This is a genomic window from Actinacidiphila yeochonensis CN732 (assembly GCF_000745345.1).
GTDB classification, from domain to species: domain Bacteria; phylum Actinomycetota; class Actinomycetes; order Streptomycetales; family Streptomycetaceae; genus Actinacidiphila; species Actinacidiphila yeochonensis.
This window is the reverse complement of sequence record NZ_JQNR01000005.1, coordinates 1,751,044-1,766,582: the sequence shown is the minus strand read 5'-3', so window position 1 is coordinate 1,766,582 and position 15,539 is coordinate 1,751,044. Positions and strand designations below refer to the sequence as shown.

The window sequence follows — 15,539 nt, the reverse complement described above, 5'->3', positions numbered from 1 at the left end:
CTCACGCGGCGCGGCCGGAACCCGGGGCCCGAGCGGCTACCAGCCGAGGCCGCGGACGATCAGGTCGGCCAGCGCGAAGACGAAGAGCGTGATGCCGATGATGCCGTTGACCGTGAAGAACGCCCGGTTCAGCCGGGAGAGGTCGTGCGGCTTGACGATCGAGTGCTCGTAGACGAACGCGCCCGCGACGATCGCCATGCCCACCCAGAAGAGCACGCCCGCGTGGGTCGCGACGCCGTACCAGACCAGCAGGCCGGTCGTGATCACGTGGCAGACCCGGGCGCCGTACAGGGCGGCGGGGATGCCGAAGCGGGCGGGCACGGACTTGACGCCGTGCGCGCGGTCGGCGGCCACGTCCTGGCTGCCGAAGATCAGGTCGAACCCGCCGATCCAGACGCCGACCGCCAGGCCCAGCACCACCGCGTGCCAGTCCCACGACCCGGTGACCGCCAGCCAGGCGCCGACCGGGCCCATCGCCTGCGCGATGCCGAGGATGGCGTGCGGGAAGTTCGTGAACCGCTTGCCGTACGGGTAGACCACCATCGGCACGATCGCGACCGGCGCCAGCGCCAGGCACAGCGGGTTGAGCAGCGCCGCCGCGCCCAGGAAGACCGCCAGCGCGACCAGCGCGCCCGTCCACGCCGAGCGCACCGACACCGCGCCGGTGACCAGTTCCCGGTTCGCGGTGCGCGGGTTGCGGGCGTCGATCTCCCGGTCGATGATCCGGTTGGCGGCCATCGCGAAGGTGCGCAGGCCGACCATCGCCACCGTCACCAGCAGCAGCTCGCCCCAGTGGACGCCGCGGTCGTCGCGGAACATCGCGGTCAGCGCCGCGATGTAGGCGAACGGCAGCGCGAAGACCGAGTGCTCGATCATCACCAGCCGCAGGAACGCCCGGACCGGCGTGCCGCTCTTCGCCCGCGGCGGCCCCGTCTTCGTACTGCCGCCGCCGAGGACCGCCTCGCCACTGCTCACAGACCGTATTCCTTCCAGCGCTTGGTGACGCGTTCGGCGGTCTCCGGGTCGGAGAGCACCATCTCGGGCCAGCCGCCGTCGCGGGTGTAGCCCTCCTCCGGCAGCTTACGGGTGGCGTCGATGCCCGCCTTGCCGCCCCAGAACTGCTGGTACGAGGCGTGGTCGAGGTGGTCGACGGGCCCCTCGACGACGGTCAGGTCGCGGGAGTAGTCGGTGTTGCCGAACGCCCGCCACGCGACCTCGTGCAGGTCGTGCACGTCGCAGTCGGCGTCCACGACGACGATCAGCTTCGTCAGCGACATCATGTGGGCGCCCCACACCGCGTGCATGACCTTCTGCGCGTGCTTGGGGTACTTCTTGTCGATCGCGACGATGGCGCAGTTGTGGAAGCCGCCCGCCTCCGGCAGGTGGTAGTCCACGATGTCCGGAACGATGATCTTCAGCAGCGGCAGGAAGAACCGCTCGGTGGCGCGGCCCAGCGGCCCGTCCTCGGTGGGCGGGCGGCCCACCACGATGGACTGGAGGATCGGCCGCTTGCGCATCGTCACGCAGTCGATGGTCAGCGCCGGGAACGGCTCCTGCGGGGTGTAGAAGCCGGTGTGGTCGCCGAACGGCCCCTCGGGCAGCGTCCGCCCGGGCTCCAGCCAGCCCTCCAGCACCACCTCGGCCTCGGCCGGGACCTGGAGCGGCACGGTGCGGCAGTCCACCATCTCCACCCGCTTGCCCTGCACGTAGCCGGCGAACAGGTACTCGTCGATGTCGCCCGGCAGCGGCGCGGTGGCCGCGTAGGTGACCGCCGGCGGGCAGCCGAAGGCGATGGCGACGGGGAGCCGTTCGCCGCGCCGCTGCGCCACCTGGTAGTGGTTGCGGCTGTCCTTGTGGATCTGCCAGTGCATGCCGATGGTGCGCCGGTCGTGCCGCTGGAGCCGGTAGAGGCCGAGGTTGCGCACCCCGGACTCGGGGTCCTTGGTGTGGGTCAGGCCCAGGTTGAAGAACGAGCCGCCGTCCTGCGGCCAGGTGAACAGCGCCGGCAGCTTCTCCAGGTCGACGTCGTCGCCGGTGAGCACGACCTCCTGCACCGGGCCGTCCTTGACCTTCTTCGGCGGGACGTGGAGCATCCCCGACAGCTTGCCGAACGCCTCCCGCACGCCCACGAAGCCGTGCGGCAGCTCCGGCTTCAGCAGCCCGGCGATGCGCTCGCCGATCTCCTCGTACGAGGCCAGGCCGAGCGCCTTGAGCAGCCGCCGGTCGGTGCCGTAGACGTTCATCGCCAGCGGGGCGACCGAACCCCGGACGTTCTCGAAGAGCAGCGCGGGGCCGCCTGCCTTGTTCACCCGGTCGGTGATCTCGCCGACCTCCAGGTACGGGTCCACCTCGGCGGTGATCCGCTTGAGGTCGCCGTCCTTCTCCAGCGCCCGCAGCAGCGAGCGGAGGTCGTCGTAAGCCATGGGCCACAGTCTCGCATCCCGCCCGCCCGCGACGTGGGCCGGACCCGTGCCGGGACGGACCGGGCCGGCTGCGCCGGACGTCCGGCCTGGGCCGCGGTCGGGACCGCGGTCGCGACGGCGGACCGGACGGCGGTCGGGACGGCGGACCGGACAGCGGTCGGGACGCCAACGGGGACGTCGGCTCGGACGGCGGCCGCCACCCGGCCCCGGCGGGCGTGTCGGCGGCACATCCGGCGGAGATCGTTCCGGTCGGGACCGGCCGTTCGCGCCGGGCCGTGGTTACGCTGGGGGGACCAGGGGCGGTTGGCGCCCCCGCGAGTCACCGGGGGTGTCTTCGTTGCTCCGGATCGTCCCGTACCTGCTGATCCTCGCCGTGTGGATACACGCGTTCGTGGACTGCCTGGGGACGCCGCCGCACCGCGTCCGCCGGCTCCCGAAGGGCCTCTGGCTGGCCATCGTGCTGCTGCTCGGACCGGTACTGGTGGGCCCGTTGGCGTGGTTGGCGCTCGGCCGCCGCCCCGAGCGGGCGATCGGCCCCGGCGGCATCCCCGTCGAGTGGCTGAGCCAGCAGCAGCACCCCCGCGACGGGCGCGTGGCGCAGGACACCCGGACCGGACCGTACGGCCCCTACGACGTCCTCTCGGGCACGCCGGGCAGCCCGGAGCCGGGGCCGGTGCCGGGCGGGTTCGGCTCGGACCTGCCGAGCGGCTGGGTGCCGCCGGACGACAACCCGGAGTTCCTGCGGTCGCTGGACGAGCGGCGCCGCAAGGGCATGCAGGACTGAGGACCCGGTCCCGCGGGGAGCCCCGACGGCGGCCGCGCCGGGGGTTCGCCAGGGACCGGGCCGCAAGGGGCGGGCCGGCCGGTCACCGGTTCACCGGTTCACCGGTTCACCGGGGCGGGGTTCGCCGGCGGGCTGGGAGGACGTGCACGGCCGCGTGCCCGTTGTCAGGTACGGGCACGCGGCCGTGGTGTCCGGCGCCGGCGTACTGGTTGGCGGCGCCGGGGCTCGGACGGGCGCGGAGCAGTCGTCAGACTCCGGCGTAGGAGTGCTTCCCGGTGACGAAGATGTTCACGCCGTAGTAGTTGAAGAGGAAGCACGCGAAGGCGATCATCGCCAGGTAGGCGGCCTTGCGGCCCTTCCACCCGGCGGTGGCGCGGGCGTGCAGGTAGCCGGCGTAGAGGACCCAGGTGATGAACGACCAGGTCTCCTTCGGGTCCCACTCCCAGTAGTGGCCCCAGGCGGCCTGCGCCCAGATCGCGCCCGCGATGATCGTGAACGTCCACAGCGGGAAGACCAGCGCGTTCATCCGGTAGGCGAACTTGTCGAGGCTGGCCGCGGACGGCAGCCGCCGCATGATGTCGCCCCAGCGCCCGTCGTGCGCCTTGCCCGCCGTCAGGGCGACCTCGAAGTGGTCGCGGAAGAGGTAGAGGATCGTGCCCACGGCGGCGAGGAAGAAGACCGCGCCGGAGATGATCGCGCACGAGACGTGGATCCACAGCCAGTACGAGTGCAGCGCGGGCACCAGCTGCTCGCTGGAGGTGTAGAGCACCGACAGCGCCAGGCCGAGGTCGAGCAGGACCGTCGTGGTCAGGAAGAGCCCGATCCAGCGGACGTCCTTCCTCAGCGCCAGCAGCACCAGGTAGGCGCCCACCGCCACCGCGCCGAAGGTGACGGAGAACTCGTACATGTTGCCCCAGGGGGCGCGCTGCACGGACGCCGCGCGGAAGGCGACGCCGCAGACGTGCAGCACCCAGGCCAGCGCGGTGAAGGAGATGGCGATCCGGCCGTACAGGTCGCCCTTCGCGCTGCCGCCCGCGGCGCCGGGGCCGTCGGCGATGCCGCGGTCGCTGGCGGAGGCGCGGGTGATGACCTTGGGCCGCTCCAGGGTGGTGGTGCCGGCCCGCTTGCTGACGACCTGGACCGCGGGCCCGGCGGCGGCCTGCGCGGCTCCGCCGGCCACACCGGCCACACCGGTCGCGCCGGCCTCTGCGGTCAGCGCGGCCGACTGGACGGCGATCTTGCTGCGTCCGCCGAAGACCCACTCCGCGAGGTGCGCGAGGAAGGCGAGCGCGTAGACGAACATCGCCGAGCGGACCATGTAGTTGCTGTAGTTGGCGAAGTTCTCGTTGACCGCGGCAGCGACGTTGTTCACGCGCGGGCTCCTTCGTCGTCGGTTTCCTCGACGGGGTGGTTCCGGTCGGCCTGACCGGGCAGGGGGTTTCCTTCGGCCTGATCGGCCGGGTCGGCCGGGTGGTCCCGGTCGGCCACGTCGGGTTGCGCGGCGTGCGGCCTGGCCGGCGGCTCGCCCTGCTGGTCGGGGACCGCCGCGTGGCCGGGCGGGGGTCGGCCTGGCCGCCGGCGCGCGCGGGCTCTCCGGCCGGGTCCTGCCCGCCGGATGCTCCGGGCGCGGCGTCGCCGTCCGTCTCCGCCGACGCGTCGCCGCCGTCCGACGGCGAGACGTCGTTGCCGTCCTCGCCGTCGTTGCCGTCCTCACCGCCCGAACCGCTCGGGGCCGCGAGTTCGTCCTCCGTCGGCTCCGGCCGGGTCGGCGCGTCGGGCAGCAGCGCCAGCGCGATGTCGCCGAGCTCGTCGGCGATCCGCGCGGACTCGCTGCGGCCGAGGCCGCCGAGCTCGACCAGCGTGCCGACGCCGTCCGCCGCGGGCACCGCCCGCACCCAGACCCGGCGGCGCTGGATGAACAGCGAGCCCATCAGGCCCAGGATCGCGACGATGCCGCTGACCAGCGCCAGCTCGTTGCCGGACTGGTGGGAGACGGTGAAGCTGGCCCACGTCTTCACGCCGTTGAAGGTCAGGCTGCCGGCGCCGTCGGGCAGCTGGAGGGTCTTGCCCGGGGTGAGCGCCACCCCGTCCATGCCCTTCGCGGCCTGCGGCAGCTTGAACTGCTTCATGTGGGTGGTGTCAAGCTGGTAGACGTTCTGCGCGATGCCGGAGTCCAGCCCGAGGTCGCCGTGGTAGGCGGTGAGGAAGAGCACCGGGGCGTCCAGCGCCGGGAAGAGCGAGAACGGCCCCTCGGACGCGTCGCCGGTGGGCACGAACGTGCCCTGGAAGGCGAGCTGGTCGGCCTTGCCGCTCTTGTCGAGCGAGTCCGGCACCTTCACCACGCCGGGCGAGGTGAGGTTGGTGTCCTGCGGCAGGAACGGCACCGGGCCCTGGAAGGCGACCTTGCCCTGCCCGTCCCGGACGGTGACCTCCGGGGCGTAGCCGTGGGAGATCAGGTAGACCTTCTCACCGCCGATGCTCAGCGGGTGGTTGGTGGCGATCGTGCCCTTCTTCTCCTTGCCGTCGGCACCGTTCCAGTAGTGGATGTTGGCCACGAACTTCAGCGCGGTGCCGCGCTCGGGGCCGGTGGTGGCGTAGGCGGAGTCGAAGTTGTCGAGCTGGAAGCCGAACGGCTTGAGGTCGTCGGCGTTGTAGAGGGTGCCCGGGGAGAAGTCGTCGTACTGGGTGAGGTTGTTGACGAAGCCGTCACCGGAGACGATCAGCTTGCCGCCGGACGCCTGGTTGAGCGAGGTCCACGCGAAGCCGATGAGCAGGCCGAACAGGGCCACGTGGAAGAACAGGTTGCCGGCCTCCCGCAGGTAGCCCTTCTCACCGGCGACGGAGCTGCCGGTGGCCACGGTGCGGAAGCGGCGGCCGCGCAGCACCCGGCGGGCGGCCTCGGCGACCTGCTCGGGCTCGGCGTCGGTGCGCCAGGTGCTGTAGGCGGGCAGCCGGGTCAGGTTGCGCGGCGCGGCCGGCGGCTTCGACCGCAACTGGCCGACGAACTGCCAGCTGCGCGGGATGATGCAGCCGGCCAGCGAGACGAAGAGCAGGATGTAGATCGCGGAGAACCACGGCGAGCTGTAGACGTGGAACAGGCCGAGCCGCTCGTATAGCGGGCTGATGTCCGGGTGCTTCTTCTTGAAGTCGGCGACCTTCAGCGCGTCGCTGTGCTGCGGGATCAGCGAGCCGGGGATGGCCGCCAGGGACAGCATGAAGAGCAGGATCAGCGCGATCCGCATCGAGGTGAGCTGCCGCCACATCCAGCGCAGCGTGCCGGCCACGCCCAGCGCCGGCACGGAGTCCAGGGTGTCCGCCGGCGCCGTGGACAGCTGCGCGCCGGCCGCGCCCAGGCCGTCCTCGCGCTCGGCGTCCTCCCCGGAACCGGGGACGGCCGCCTGCGCGGGGACGGTGCCGGACGCGTCGGCGCGCTCGCCGTCGCCCCGGCCGGGCTGCTGCGTGATGCTCATTGCTTTCAGACCCCTGGGGTGAAGCCGGTCGACCAGACCTGCATCTGGTAGGTGATGTGATCCCACGCGCCGGTCACCAGCAGGACGCCGACAGCGACCAACATGCCGCCGCCGAGGCGCATGACCCAGGCGTAGTGGCGTTTGACCCACGCGAAGGCGCCCAGCGTACGGCGGAAAGCTATGGCCGCCACGATGAAGGGCACCCCCAGCCCCAGGCAGTAGACGACCATCAGCAGCGCCCCCCGCCCGGCGCTCGCGTTGCTCAGCGCCAGGCTCTGCACGGTGGCGAGCGTCGGGCCGACGCACGGCGCCCAGCCCAGCCCGAAGAAGGCACCGAGCACCGGCGCGCCGGCCAGGCCCATGGCCGGGCGGTAGTGGAAGCGGAGCTCCCGCTGGGTGATGCCGCCGACGAGGCCCATGAAGGCCAGCCCCAGCACGATGGTGATCACGCCGAAGATCCGGGTGAGGACCTGCCGGTGCTCCTGGAGGGTCCAGCCGAAGTTGCCGAAGAGCGCGCCGGTGGAGACGAACACGGCGCTGAAGCCGAGCACGAACAGCGAGGCCCCGGCCAGCATCCGGCCGCGCCGGGCCTCGGCGAGGTCGGTGCCGGTGACGCCGGTCACGTAGGACAGGTAGCCGGGCACCAGCGGCAGCACGCAGGGTGAGAAGAACGAGATCAGACCGGCGAACATCGCGATCGGCATGGCGGCCAGCAAGGCCCCGTTGGCGACGGTGTCCTGCGTGCCGGCCAGCTCCGTCAGCGCGGTGCCGGGCATGTCACTGCTCCGCGGCGATCGGGTCGACGAGCTTGCGCAGCTGGTCCTCGGTGAGCGCGGTCAACGCGCGCGCGGCGACCCGGCCCTGCCGGTCGACGACGATCGTGGCCGGCAGGCTCTGCGGGTTCAGGCTGCCCTTGGGGAAGCGCAGGATGAGCTTGCCGTACGGGTCGTACAGGCTCGGATAGCTGATCTTGTAGCGCTGGTCGAAGTTCTCCGCGTTGGTCTTGTCGAGGTCGCGGGTGTTGATGCCGAGGAACTGCACGCCCTTGGCGGCGTCCGCGGACGCGACCGCGGCGAGGTTCGGGGCCTCCGCGCGGCAGGGCGCGCACCACGATCCCCAGATGTTGATGACCACGACCTTGCCCTTGTAGGCGGCCAGGCTCGTCGTCCCGCCCGCGACGGTGCCACCGGACAGGTCGGGCGCCGGCTTGCGGTCGGCGGCCTTCACCGTGGTGATGGCTCCGCTGCCGTTCACGAAGTTGGCGTTCTCGCCCGCGGAGGAGGACGAGGATGAGGAGCAGGCGGCGAGCACAAGCGCCGACGCCACGGCCCCGGCCGGTGCGACGGCACGGCGGAGCAGGCGTCCGAGGGCGCGCGGAGAACTCATGTGAAAAGTTTCGCATGGCGCTGGGGGCGATCTTCCGCGCCCCCCGGCACGAACCCCAAAACGCGGCAATCGCCCCAAGTAAGGACGCGACGACCGTCACATTACCCCTTTTTTCCGGGGTGTCGATCCTCGGGGTGCTCTGGAGTACTGAGGGTGCCACGGACCTCGGGGGACGGCCTCCGGGAGGGCTTCGTGGACAGCCTTCGAAACGGTTCGGGGACGGCCTCGGGACGGTTCGGGACGACCTCGGGGGCGCCTTCCCGTGGAGGGCGCCCCCTTTCGGCCTCAGGTGGCGGCGGTCGCCGCGGCGGTGTTGCCGGTGGCCTCGGAGGCGGGCACCTGGCCGAGGAACTGCCGCCAGCCGCCGGGCGGCTGCTCACCGACCTCCAGCTCGCGCAGCTTCGCCAGCAGCGCCGGGTCCTGCGCGTCGAGCCAGTCGCTGAGCTGCTGGAAGGAGACCAGCCGCACGTCCTTGTAGCCGAGCGACACGATGTACTTGAAGCTCTCCTCGACGGCGTCCATGTAGATGCCGCCGTTCCAGTCCTCGAAGTGGTTGCCGATGTAGAAGGGCGCGCGGTTGGTCTCGTACGCGCGCTGGAAGCCGGCGACGTAGGAGGCGGTGGCCTGGCTGCGCCATCCGGGGTAGTTGAGCGGGTCGGACCTGGTGGCGGCGTGCGACTGGTTGGCCAGCATGTTGTAGTCCATGGACAGGACCTCGAAGGAGTGGCCGGGGAACGGGATGAGCTGGAGCGGGAAGTTCCACAGCCCCTGCATCCTGTCGGGCCAGATCTGGTCGCCGCCGGGGTTGCTGGTGTCGTAGCGCCAGCCGATCGCGGCGGCGGTAGGCAGCAGGTTGTCCTGGCCGAGCAGGCACGGGGTGCGGCCGCCGACGAGGTTCCTGGCGTAGTCGAAGGGCAGCGGCTCCTCGTCGTGCCACCCGGTGTTCGTCTTCCACTGCGTGACGAACGCCACCGCCTGGTCGATCTCGGACTTCCAGTCCGCCGGGGTCCAGCGCCCGACGCTGCCGGTGCCGGCGCAGAAGTGGCCGTTGAAGTGGGTGGCGATCTCGTGCCCGGAGTTCCACGACTGCCGCAGGTTGTCCAGGGTCATGCGGATGTGGTCGTCGGCGAGGTAGCCGATGTCGGAGGCGCCCAGGGGTCCGTTGGGCGGGGCGTACTGGTACTTCTTGGCCTCGGGCAGCAGGTAGATGCCGGAGAGGTTGAAGGTCATCTTCGCGCCGTGGTCGTCGGCGAGCTTGCGGAAGCGGGGGAAGAGGCCGTTGCCGATCTCGCCGGCCCCGTCCCAGGAGAAGACGACGAACTGCGGCGGCGTCTGGCCCGGTTCCAGCCGGTCGACGACGGGCTGGTTGGGCTGCGGCCCGGTGTCGGCGGTGGAGCCGTCCCCGATGAGCCGGACCGTCCGCTGGGGCTTCTGGCCGCTGGCGCTGGAGTGGTCCCCGCTGCGGCGGGTGTCGGGGGCCGAGCGCGACGAGCTTCCGTCCATCGAGCCGCACCCCGCCACGGCGAGCCCCGCGGCGGCTCCGGCGGTCGTGGTCAGCAGGGTCCTGCGGCTCATCGCGCTCATGCGTTCCCCGTTCATCGGCGGCTTCCTCGACGGAGGCGGCGGACGGCCGGGATCGGCGCTGATTCGGCCACCCGCCTGGACCTCAGAGATTCCGCGAGGTCACACCAGATGGGGGGCTTTCGTAGTATTTACATCCTTTCAGCCCATTTGCTTCACCCTCCCGCCCTCACCGCAAGCCCCCGAAGGGGGCGAGCGCCCGACGCCCCAGGACGGCCCTGGGTACGGCGCGGGGCACCGCGCGAGAACCCGAGGACCGGCGCGCCCCCGGACCCCAGCGCCCAGCCGCCAACGGCGCGCCCCCGGACCGCGCCCGACCCCGCCAGCACCAGCACCCGCACCAGCACCAGCACCAGCACCCGAGCACGCCAGCGGCGGGGCGCGAACTCCGCGCCCCGCCGCTCCGGCGTACCCCCGAGGGTGCCGCCGCCACCCCGCGAACCGTCTGTCCGAGCGCTACGCCCCGACGGACCCCTTGACCGGCTTCGCCCCGGCCCGCAGCTTCTCCGGCACCAGGTCCAGCGCGGGCTCGGTGTAGGCCACCGAGACGATCTCGTCGCCCTGGAACGTGAACGACGTCAGGCTCGCCAGCGTGCACTGCCGCCGCCGCGGGTCGTGCCAGAGCCGCCGTCCCTCGACCGAGCACCGCGCGATCCAGATCGGCAGCTGGTGGCTGACGCACACCGCCTCGTGCCCGACCGCGCCGTCCCGCGCCGCCCGCAGCGCGGCCTTCATCCGCTCCGCCTGCTCCGCGTACGGCTCGCCCCAGCTGGGCCTGAAGGGGTTGGTGAGGTACTTCCAGTTGGCCGGCCGGCGCAGCGCCCCGTCGCCGACGCCGAAGGTCTTGCCCTCGAAGACGTTCGCCGCCTCGATGAGCCGCTCGTCGACCGCCACGTCGAGCCCGTGCGCGGCCGCCACCGGCGCGGCCGTCTCCTGCGCGCGCTCCAGCGGCGAGGCGACCACGTACCGGATGTCCCGGCCGGACAGGTGTTCGGCCACCCGGTCCGCCATCCGCCGGCCCAGCTCCGAGAGGTGGAAGTCGGGGCGCCGCCCGTACAGCACGCCCTCGGGGTTGTGCACCTCGCCGTGGCGCATGAGGTGGACCACGGTCAGCTGGTCGGACCCGCTCGCCGCGCGCTGCCCGGCCGTGCCGCTTCCGCCCTCGTCCACGCCGTCCCGCCCGCTCACGCCGTCCCGCCCGTCCGCGTCGTCCCGCCCGGTCATGCCGTCGCCTCCGCCGCTGCCCGCGCCGCCGCCGGGAGGGCGTCGGCGATCCGCTGAACGGCCTGGTCGTCCAGGGCCGTGGACACGAACCAGCACTCGAACGCCGACGGCGGCAGGTACACGCCCCGCGCCAGCATGGCGTGGAAGAAGGCGGTGTACCGGAACGCCTCCTGGCGCTTGGCGCCCTCGTAGTCCCGCACCTCGTCCGCGGTGAAGAAGACGGAGAACATGTTGCCGCCGCTCTGCACCCGGTGGGCGACGCCCTCCTTGGTCAGCGCCTCCGATACCAGATCCTGGAGCCGGCCGGAGACCGCGTCGAGCCGCGCGTAGGCCGCCGCGTCCAGCAGCCGCAGCTGCGTGAGGCCGGCCGCGGTGGCGACCGGGTTCCCGGACAGCGTGCCTGCCTGGTACACCGGGCCGGCCGGGGCCAGAGCGGCCATCACGTCGGCCCGCCCGCCGAACGCCGCAGCCGGGAAGCCGCCGCCCATCACCTTGCCGAACGTCATCAGATCGGGTGCAACCCCGTCGATGCCGTACCACCCGGCCGGGGTCACTCGGAAGCCCGTCATGACCTCGTCGGAGATGTACAGCGCGCCGTTCTGCCGGCACAGGTCGCGCAGCCGCGCGTTGAAGCCGTCCTGGGGCGGGACCATGCCCATGTTGCCCGGCGACGCCTCGGTGATCACGCACGCGATCTGGCCCTCGTTCGCGGCGAAGGCGGCGCGCACGGCCTCGATGTCGTTGTACGGCAGCACGATCGTCTCGCCGGCCGCCGCGCCCGTCACACCGGGGGTGTCGGGCAGGCCGAACGTCGCCACGCCGGACCCGGCCGAGGCCAGCAGCGCGTCCACGTGGCCGTGGTAGCAGCCGGCGAACTTCACCACCTTGGGGCGGCCGGTGAAGCCCCGGGCCAGCCGGATCGCCGACATGGTGGCCTCCGTGCCGGACGACACCAGCCGCACCTGCTCCAGCGGCTCCACCCGGGCCACCATGGCCTCGGCCAGCTCCACCTCGCCCGCGCTGGGCGTGCCGAAGGAGGTGCCGCGGGCCACGGCGGAGCGCACGGCGTCCACCACCTCGGGGTGGGCGTGGCCGAGGATCATCGGCCCCCAGGAGCAGACGAGGTCGACGTACTCCCGCCCGTCGGCGTCGGTCAGGTACGCCCCGGCGCCGGAGACCATGAAGCGCGGGGTGCCGCCGACGGCGCCGAAGGCCCGCACCGGGGAGTTCACGCCACCTGGCGTCACGGCCGCCGCGCGGTCGAAGAGTTCCTGGGACACTGGTGCTTCGTACGGATAGCTCACACACTCATGTTCTCAAACGACGGGCGTTGCGCCGCAACGTCTCAGTGCGGCATCTGAGACGATGATCGGGTTGCATGGTTGGGTCGGCGGATGGTCGGGTAGTGGAATGCAGCAGCGCGGTGACGGACCGGGCGAGGTGCCGGGCGAGCGCGAGCCCGAAGAACCACGCCCCACCGGTCGCCGACGGCGGCCCGCCGACCGCGCGCCGCAGGAGCACCGCGATTCCGGGCACCGTGGTCCGGAGCCGCGACCGACCGCAGAGGGCAGGAGCAGGGGTGGCCGCGTGGGGGTGACCTACAAGTACTTCGGTGCGCCCGACGGAGCCACCGCGGCACGCGTGCCGATCTCCATGCGCCCCGAGGAACTGGGCGGGGACGAGCTCGGGCAGGGCATGTACACCAAGGTCAAGCCCGAGACCATGGCCGCGATGGTGCTCACCGGCATCGAGGGCATACCTCCGAACAAGGTCCCGCCGCTGGAGCTGGTGGTGCTGCACCCGGACTACGCGGTGGTCCGGCTGCCCGCGTCCGTGGTCGACCCGCTGCGCACCGCGAAGGAGGAGTCGCTGGGCGCGGCGGCCTTCATCTGGTCCACGGTGCCCGACCGGCGCGGTCCGCGCGACGCCTTCGTCATCTACCAGATGCTGCACGAGTGGCAGGACTTCGCCCGCCGCTGCGAGGAGTCCGGCCACCAGCTGTACTGCCTCGTCTGGCCCTGACCGGCCCCTGACCCGCACCACCTCCCGGGGGCGTCGGCAGCAGCACCTCCCTGGCCCGACTCGCCCCGACCGGGCTGACGTCGGCCGACCCGGCCCCCCACGGCCGCCGTCACATCGGCACCGCCGCACCCCGGCACACCCCGGCGCCCGGCACGGCCTCCCAACACCCTGGCGTTATGCCTCGTTTCGCCGCATCCGGTGCTGGCGTGTCACCGCCACGGCTCCAACACGCACCGCCCGGCGGGCGATCCGCGAACAGCCGGACCGTCACCGTCCGTTCGCGTGCCGGCACTACGCTGGTACGCCTGAGGCCCCGGCAACGGAGGGTGCGCATGGCGAACGCCGGGGGTGAACGGCCCTTCGCGGACGGTACCGAGCGGCCGGTGTGCGGCGTCTGCCCCTCGACCCGGCTGCCCGGCGGGGCGTTCGACGTGCACCCGCGCCCCTCACCCGAGAGCCGTTTCGCGAACGGCATGCGCCGCACCCCGTCCGGAGTCCCCGTCTGCGTCCACCCGCAGCGCGTCGGCCTCCCCCCGGCCGCCTACGCCTCCGCCGCCGCGCCGCTCCCCTGGCGCACCCCGCCTCCACCCGAACCCGCCGCCCTCACCGCCTGGTTGCGCCAGGCCCTCACCTCGGCCCCGCCCGACGCCTGCGACGAGGTCCTCGCGCAGGCCGCCGCCGCCCTGCGCGCGGCCCACCCGACGGCGGACGTGACGGCGGCACTGCGGGCGGCGCTGAGCGGCCCGGAGTAGCGCGGAGTAGCACGGAGTGGGGCGGAGCAAGGGCCGCGGGCTGTGGTCTTGGGCCCCTTACGCCGCCATGCCGCGGCCCAACTCCTCGGCGGCCGCGTGCCAGAAGGAGTTCTCCTCGGCGGCGGCCGCGCCGTCGATCGAGGCGAGCCGTTCCAGGAGGGCGTCGGTGAGGGCGTCCCGGTCGCCGCTGTCCCCGTCCGCCTCGGCCTCGGTGCGGGCCTGGTCGTAGGCGTGGGTGCAGGCGGTGAAGGCCGCGACGGAGGAGTTGACGAGGTGGGGGTCGCCGTCGGCGGGGAGGAGCCACAGGGAGCCGTCGTCGCGCCGGACGCCGAGCGCGCTGAGGCCGAGGTCGAAGGCGACCACGGCGTAGTCCACGTCGAAGACGGCGCGGTCGGCGAAGGGCGCGGAATGCCACGTCCCCGGGTACGGGCTGCCGCCCCGCTCGGCGAGGCCCGCCTCGATCTCGGCATCGGTCACGGCGTCGTACTCGGCGGCGTACCCGGCTTCGTTGTCCACCGGTCGAGTCTAGGTTTCGGTACCCGTTCCGGCCGGGACCCGCGCGGGGGTGGTGACGGCAAGGAGCCTGGTGGAGCAGCGCGCCTACCGCGGCCAGTAGGCCGGCGGGGCCTTGGCCGGATCGACGAGGTCGAACCGGTGCCGGGGCTCGGGGGTGAGGCCCTTGATGTGGACGAGCCGCTGGCCGCTCGCCGTTTCGAGCTCCGGTACCACCAGTGGCATCGCGGCGATCACCGCGCCCATGGCCAGCCCGAGGCCGGGCATGCCCTTCTGGCTCTGGCTGAACCGGATGTGGTGTATCCCGGACTTCTTGATCGCCGCCGCTTCCGAGGGGTTCTCCAGTTGTCGTCCGTCCCGGGTGAGAAAGGCTTCGAACCCTTTAGCGGAAGCGTCGGCGAGCACGGTGAGGTCTTTCTTCCCCGACCAGCCGATCTCACCGATATGTTGCACGTCCTGGCGGAGGAGTACTTGCCGCAGAATTCCCAGGATCTGCACCGGAACGTTTTCGTCGACAAGAATGCGCATCAGGCGGCGCGCTCTCCCGGCGCGTAGCTGTCCACGTAGAGGGCGAACGACGCCGCGTCCCGCGCGGCCTGCGCCGTGACGCCCGGGTAGTACTCCTCGACCTCCTCGGCGGGAACACCGCTGAGCAGCAGGTCGGCGACGACGTCGAAGGGCACCCGGGTGCCGGCGATGACCGGCTGGCCGCCTTGGGTCGCGGGGTCGACGCTCACGTGCTGCTTGGGATGGAGAAGGTGCGGGACGACGACGCCGGGCCGGGGGGCGAACTCGGCGAGGATGTCTCCCAGCGTGGCGATGACCCGCTGCCCCGGCCGTCTGACCAGGTCCGTCCCGTGATCGTCGTCGTCCACCAGGACGACGGAATCCCCCTCGGCCACCAGCCGGTAGCTGGAGAGGTGCTCCACCTCGCCGAAGCCCTTCAGGGTGGTGAGGGCCTTGCGGATCTTCTGCAGGGAGACCGTTCGGCGCAGCTGCGCGAAAGCACGCAGCGCCAGCACGTCGCGAAAGGAGTAGAGAGCGGGATTCGACGCGAGTTCGGGCCGGAGAACCGGGCCGTTCCCGCGGTCGTTCCGCCAGTTCTTGAGCTGCGCGGTGGTGGCGCCGGACAGAGCGGCCGCCATACGCGTCGAGTACGCCACGCCGAATTCTCCTTTCGCACGCCTGCGCCGACAGCATCGCATTTCCGTGCCGACCGACGCTACCGCACCGCGGCCGCGCCGCGGGCACGGTCAAGCGCGCCCACGACAGCGCCGCGCCGCTTTCACGGGCGCGGCTCCGTTTCCCGGGAACGGCGCCGCCGGCCGTCCGGGGGAGGTCCGGGCGGCCGGCGGCGGGTGGGGTGTGGGGGCGCGGCGCACGT

Annotated in this window: 14 protein-coding genes and 1 pseudogene; 3 read left to right on the top strand and 12 right to left on the bottom strand. The window is 72.5% G+C overall.

The genetic code is table 11. The annotated features are described in order from the left end of the window. Nucleotides 1-36 precede the first annotated feature (36 nt). Together mqnP and BS72_RS19345 are read right to left on the bottom strand one after the other, a co-directional pair. Nucleotides 37-975, bottom strand: coding sequence for a menaquinone biosynthesis prenyltransferase MqnP (gene mqnP / locus BS72_RS19350; RefSeq protein ID WP_037912181.1), 939 nt, complete (start codon nucleotides 973-975; stop codon nucleotides 37-39). Beyond that, the gene (locus tag BS72_RS19345; protein ID WP_037912179.1) at nucleotides 972-2,423 is read right to left on the bottom strand and encodes a menaquinone biosynthesis decarboxylase; all 1,452 of its coding nucleotides are present in this window, start codon (nucleotides 2,421-2,423) and stop codon (nucleotides 972-974) included. Before BS72_RS19345 ends, mqnP begins: the two co-directional genes overlap by 4 nt. 328 nt (nucleotides 2,424-2,751) lie before the next feature. Between BS72_RS19345 and BS72_RS38490 the strand changes: the two genes are divergently transcribed. Then, a complete protein-coding gene (locus BS72_RS38490) occupies nucleotides 2,752-3,207 on the top strand; it encodes a PLDc N-terminal domain-containing protein (RefSeq protein WP_232792472.1) in 456 nt (151 codons plus the stop codon). Nucleotides 3,208-3,454: 247 nt separating this feature from the next. Here the strand turns inward: BS72_RS38490 and ccsB are convergent, their stop codons facing one another. The 7 genes and pseudogenes from ccsB to hemL all read right to left on the bottom strand — a co-directional run bounded on the left by ccsB (nucleotide 3,455) and on the right by hemL (nucleotide 12,172). Then, nucleotides 3,455-4,525: a c-type cytochrome biogenesis protein CcsB gene (gene ccsB, locus BS72_RS19335; RefSeq protein WP_051951968.1), complete on the bottom strand. Its 1,071-nt coding sequence runs from the start codon at nucleotides 4,523-4,525 to the stop codon at nucleotides 3,455-3,457. 325 nt (nucleotides 4,526-4,850) lie between these two features. After that, a pseudogene (resB, locus tag BS72_RS34360) lies at nucleotides 4,851-6,677 on the bottom strand (cytochrome c biogenesis protein ResB); the annotation flags it as partial. Nucleotides 6,678-6,682: 5 nt separating this feature from the next. Then, entirely contained in the window at nucleotides 6,683-7,453 is a 771-nt protein-coding gene (locus tag BS72_RS19315) for a cytochrome c biogenesis CcdA family protein (protein WP_051951278.1), read from the bottom strand. Nucleotide 7,454: 1 nt separating this feature from the next. Continuing rightward, nucleotides 7,455-8,063 carry a TlpA family protein disulfide reductase gene (locus BS72_RS19310; RefSeq protein WP_037912165.1) on the bottom strand — a complete coding sequence of 203 codons (609 nt, stop codon included), beginning with the start codon at nucleotides 8,061-8,063 and terminating at the stop codon, nucleotides 7,455-7,457. Nucleotides 8,064-8,348: 285 nt separating this feature from the next. Beyond that, entirely contained in the window at nucleotides 8,349-9,647 is a 1,299-nt protein-coding gene (locus BS72_RS19305; protein WP_078901854.1) for a polysaccharide deacetylase family protein, read from the bottom strand. A 453-nt stretch (nucleotides 9,648-10,100) separates the two neighbouring features. Then, complete coding sequence (locus BS72_RS19300; protein ID WP_037916702.1) at nucleotides 10,101-10,739, bottom strand: histidine phosphatase family protein; 639 nt, start codon at nucleotides 10,737-10,739, stop codon at nucleotides 10,101-10,103. A 125-nt stretch (nucleotides 10,740-10,864) separates the two neighbouring features. Continuing rightward, on the bottom strand, nucleotides 10,865-12,172 hold the full coding sequence (gene hemL, locus BS72_RS19295) for a glutamate-1-semialdehyde 2,1-aminomutase (RefSeq protein WP_037912163.1): 1,308 nt from the start codon (nucleotides 12,170-12,172) through the stop codon (nucleotides 10,865-10,867). Nucleotides 12,173-12,278: 106 nt separating this feature from the next. Between hemL and BS72_RS19290 the strand changes: the two genes are divergently transcribed. Together BS72_RS19290 and BS72_RS19285 are read left to right on the top strand one after the other, a co-directional pair. Next, nucleotides 12,279-12,890 (top strand): hypothetical protein, encoded by a 612-nt coding sequence (locus BS72_RS19290; protein WP_232792471.1) that lies wholly within the window; start codon nucleotides 12,279-12,281, stop codon nucleotides 12,888-12,890. A gap of 332 nt (nucleotides 12,891-13,222) precedes the next feature. After that, entirely contained in the window at nucleotides 13,223-13,642 is a 420-nt protein-coding gene (locus tag BS72_RS19285; RefSeq protein WP_037912160.1) for a hypothetical protein, read from the top strand. A gap of 57 nt (nucleotides 13,643-13,699) precedes the next feature. Here the strand turns inward: BS72_RS19285 and BS72_RS19280 are convergent, their stop codons facing one another. The 3 genes from BS72_RS19280 to BS72_RS19270 all read right to left on the bottom strand — a co-directional run bounded on the left by BS72_RS19280 (nucleotide 13,700) and on the right by BS72_RS19270 (nucleotide 15,318). Continuing rightward, nucleotides 13,700-14,158 (bottom strand): SUKH-4 family immunity protein, encoded by a 459-nt coding sequence (locus BS72_RS19280; RefSeq protein WP_232792470.1) that lies wholly within the window; start codon nucleotides 14,156-14,158, stop codon nucleotides 13,700-13,702. A gap of 84 nt (nucleotides 14,159-14,242) precedes the next feature. Further along, nucleotides 14,243-14,683 (bottom strand): DUF5615 family PIN-like protein, encoded by a 441-nt coding sequence (locus BS72_RS19275; RefSeq protein ID WP_037912159.1) that lies wholly within the window; start codon nucleotides 14,681-14,683, stop codon nucleotides 14,243-14,245. Further along, nucleotides 14,683-15,318, bottom strand: coding sequence for a DUF433 domain-containing protein (locus BS72_RS19270; RefSeq protein WP_051951276.1), 636 nt, complete (start codon nucleotides 15,316-15,318; stop codon nucleotides 14,683-14,685). The genes BS72_RS19275 and BS72_RS19270 overlap by 1 nt, the downstream gene beginning before the upstream one ends. Between the last annotated feature and the right edge of the window lie 221 nt (nucleotides 15,319-15,539).

What these genes read in the sequence shown, in the direction of transcription:
- BS72_RS19345 (WP_037912179.1), bottom strand. Translation starts at nt 2,423, where the DNA reads ATGGCTTACGACGACCTCCGCTCGCTGCTGCGGGCGCTGGAGAAGGAC.
- ccsB (WP_051951968.1), bottom strand. Translation starts at nt 4,525, where the DNA reads ATGGTCCGCTCGGCGATGTTCGTCTACGCGCTCGCCTTCCTCGCGCAC.
- BS72_RS19315 (WP_051951278.1), bottom strand. Translation starts at nt 7,453, where the DNA reads ATGCCCGGCACCGCGCTGACGGAGCTGGCCGGCACGCAGGACACCGTC.
- BS72_RS19310 (WP_037912165.1), bottom strand. Translation starts at nt 8,063, where the DNA reads ATGAGTTCTCCGCGCGCCCTCGGACGCCTGCTCCGCCGTGCCGTCGCA.
- BS72_RS19305 (WP_078901854.1), bottom strand. Translation starts at nt 9,647, where the DNA reads ATGAGCGCGATGAGCCGCAGGACCCTGCTGACCACGACCGCCGGAGCC.
- BS72_RS19300 (WP_037916702.1), bottom strand. Translation starts at nt 10,739, where the DNA reads ATGCGCCACGGCGAGGTGCACAACCCCGAGGGCGTGCTGTACGGGCGG.
- BS72_RS19290 (WP_232792471.1), top strand. Translation starts at nt 12,279, where the DNA reads ATGCAGCAGCGCGGTGACGGACCGGGCGAGGTGCCGGGCGAGCGCGAG.
- BS72_RS19285 (WP_037912160.1), top strand. Translation starts at nt 13,223, where the DNA reads ATGGCGAACGCCGGGGGTGAACGGCCCTTCGCGGACGGTACCGAGCGG.
- BS72_RS19275 (WP_037912159.1), bottom strand. Translation starts at nt 14,683, where the DNA reads ATGCGCATTCTTGTCGACGAAAACGTTCCGGTGCAGATCCTGGGAATT.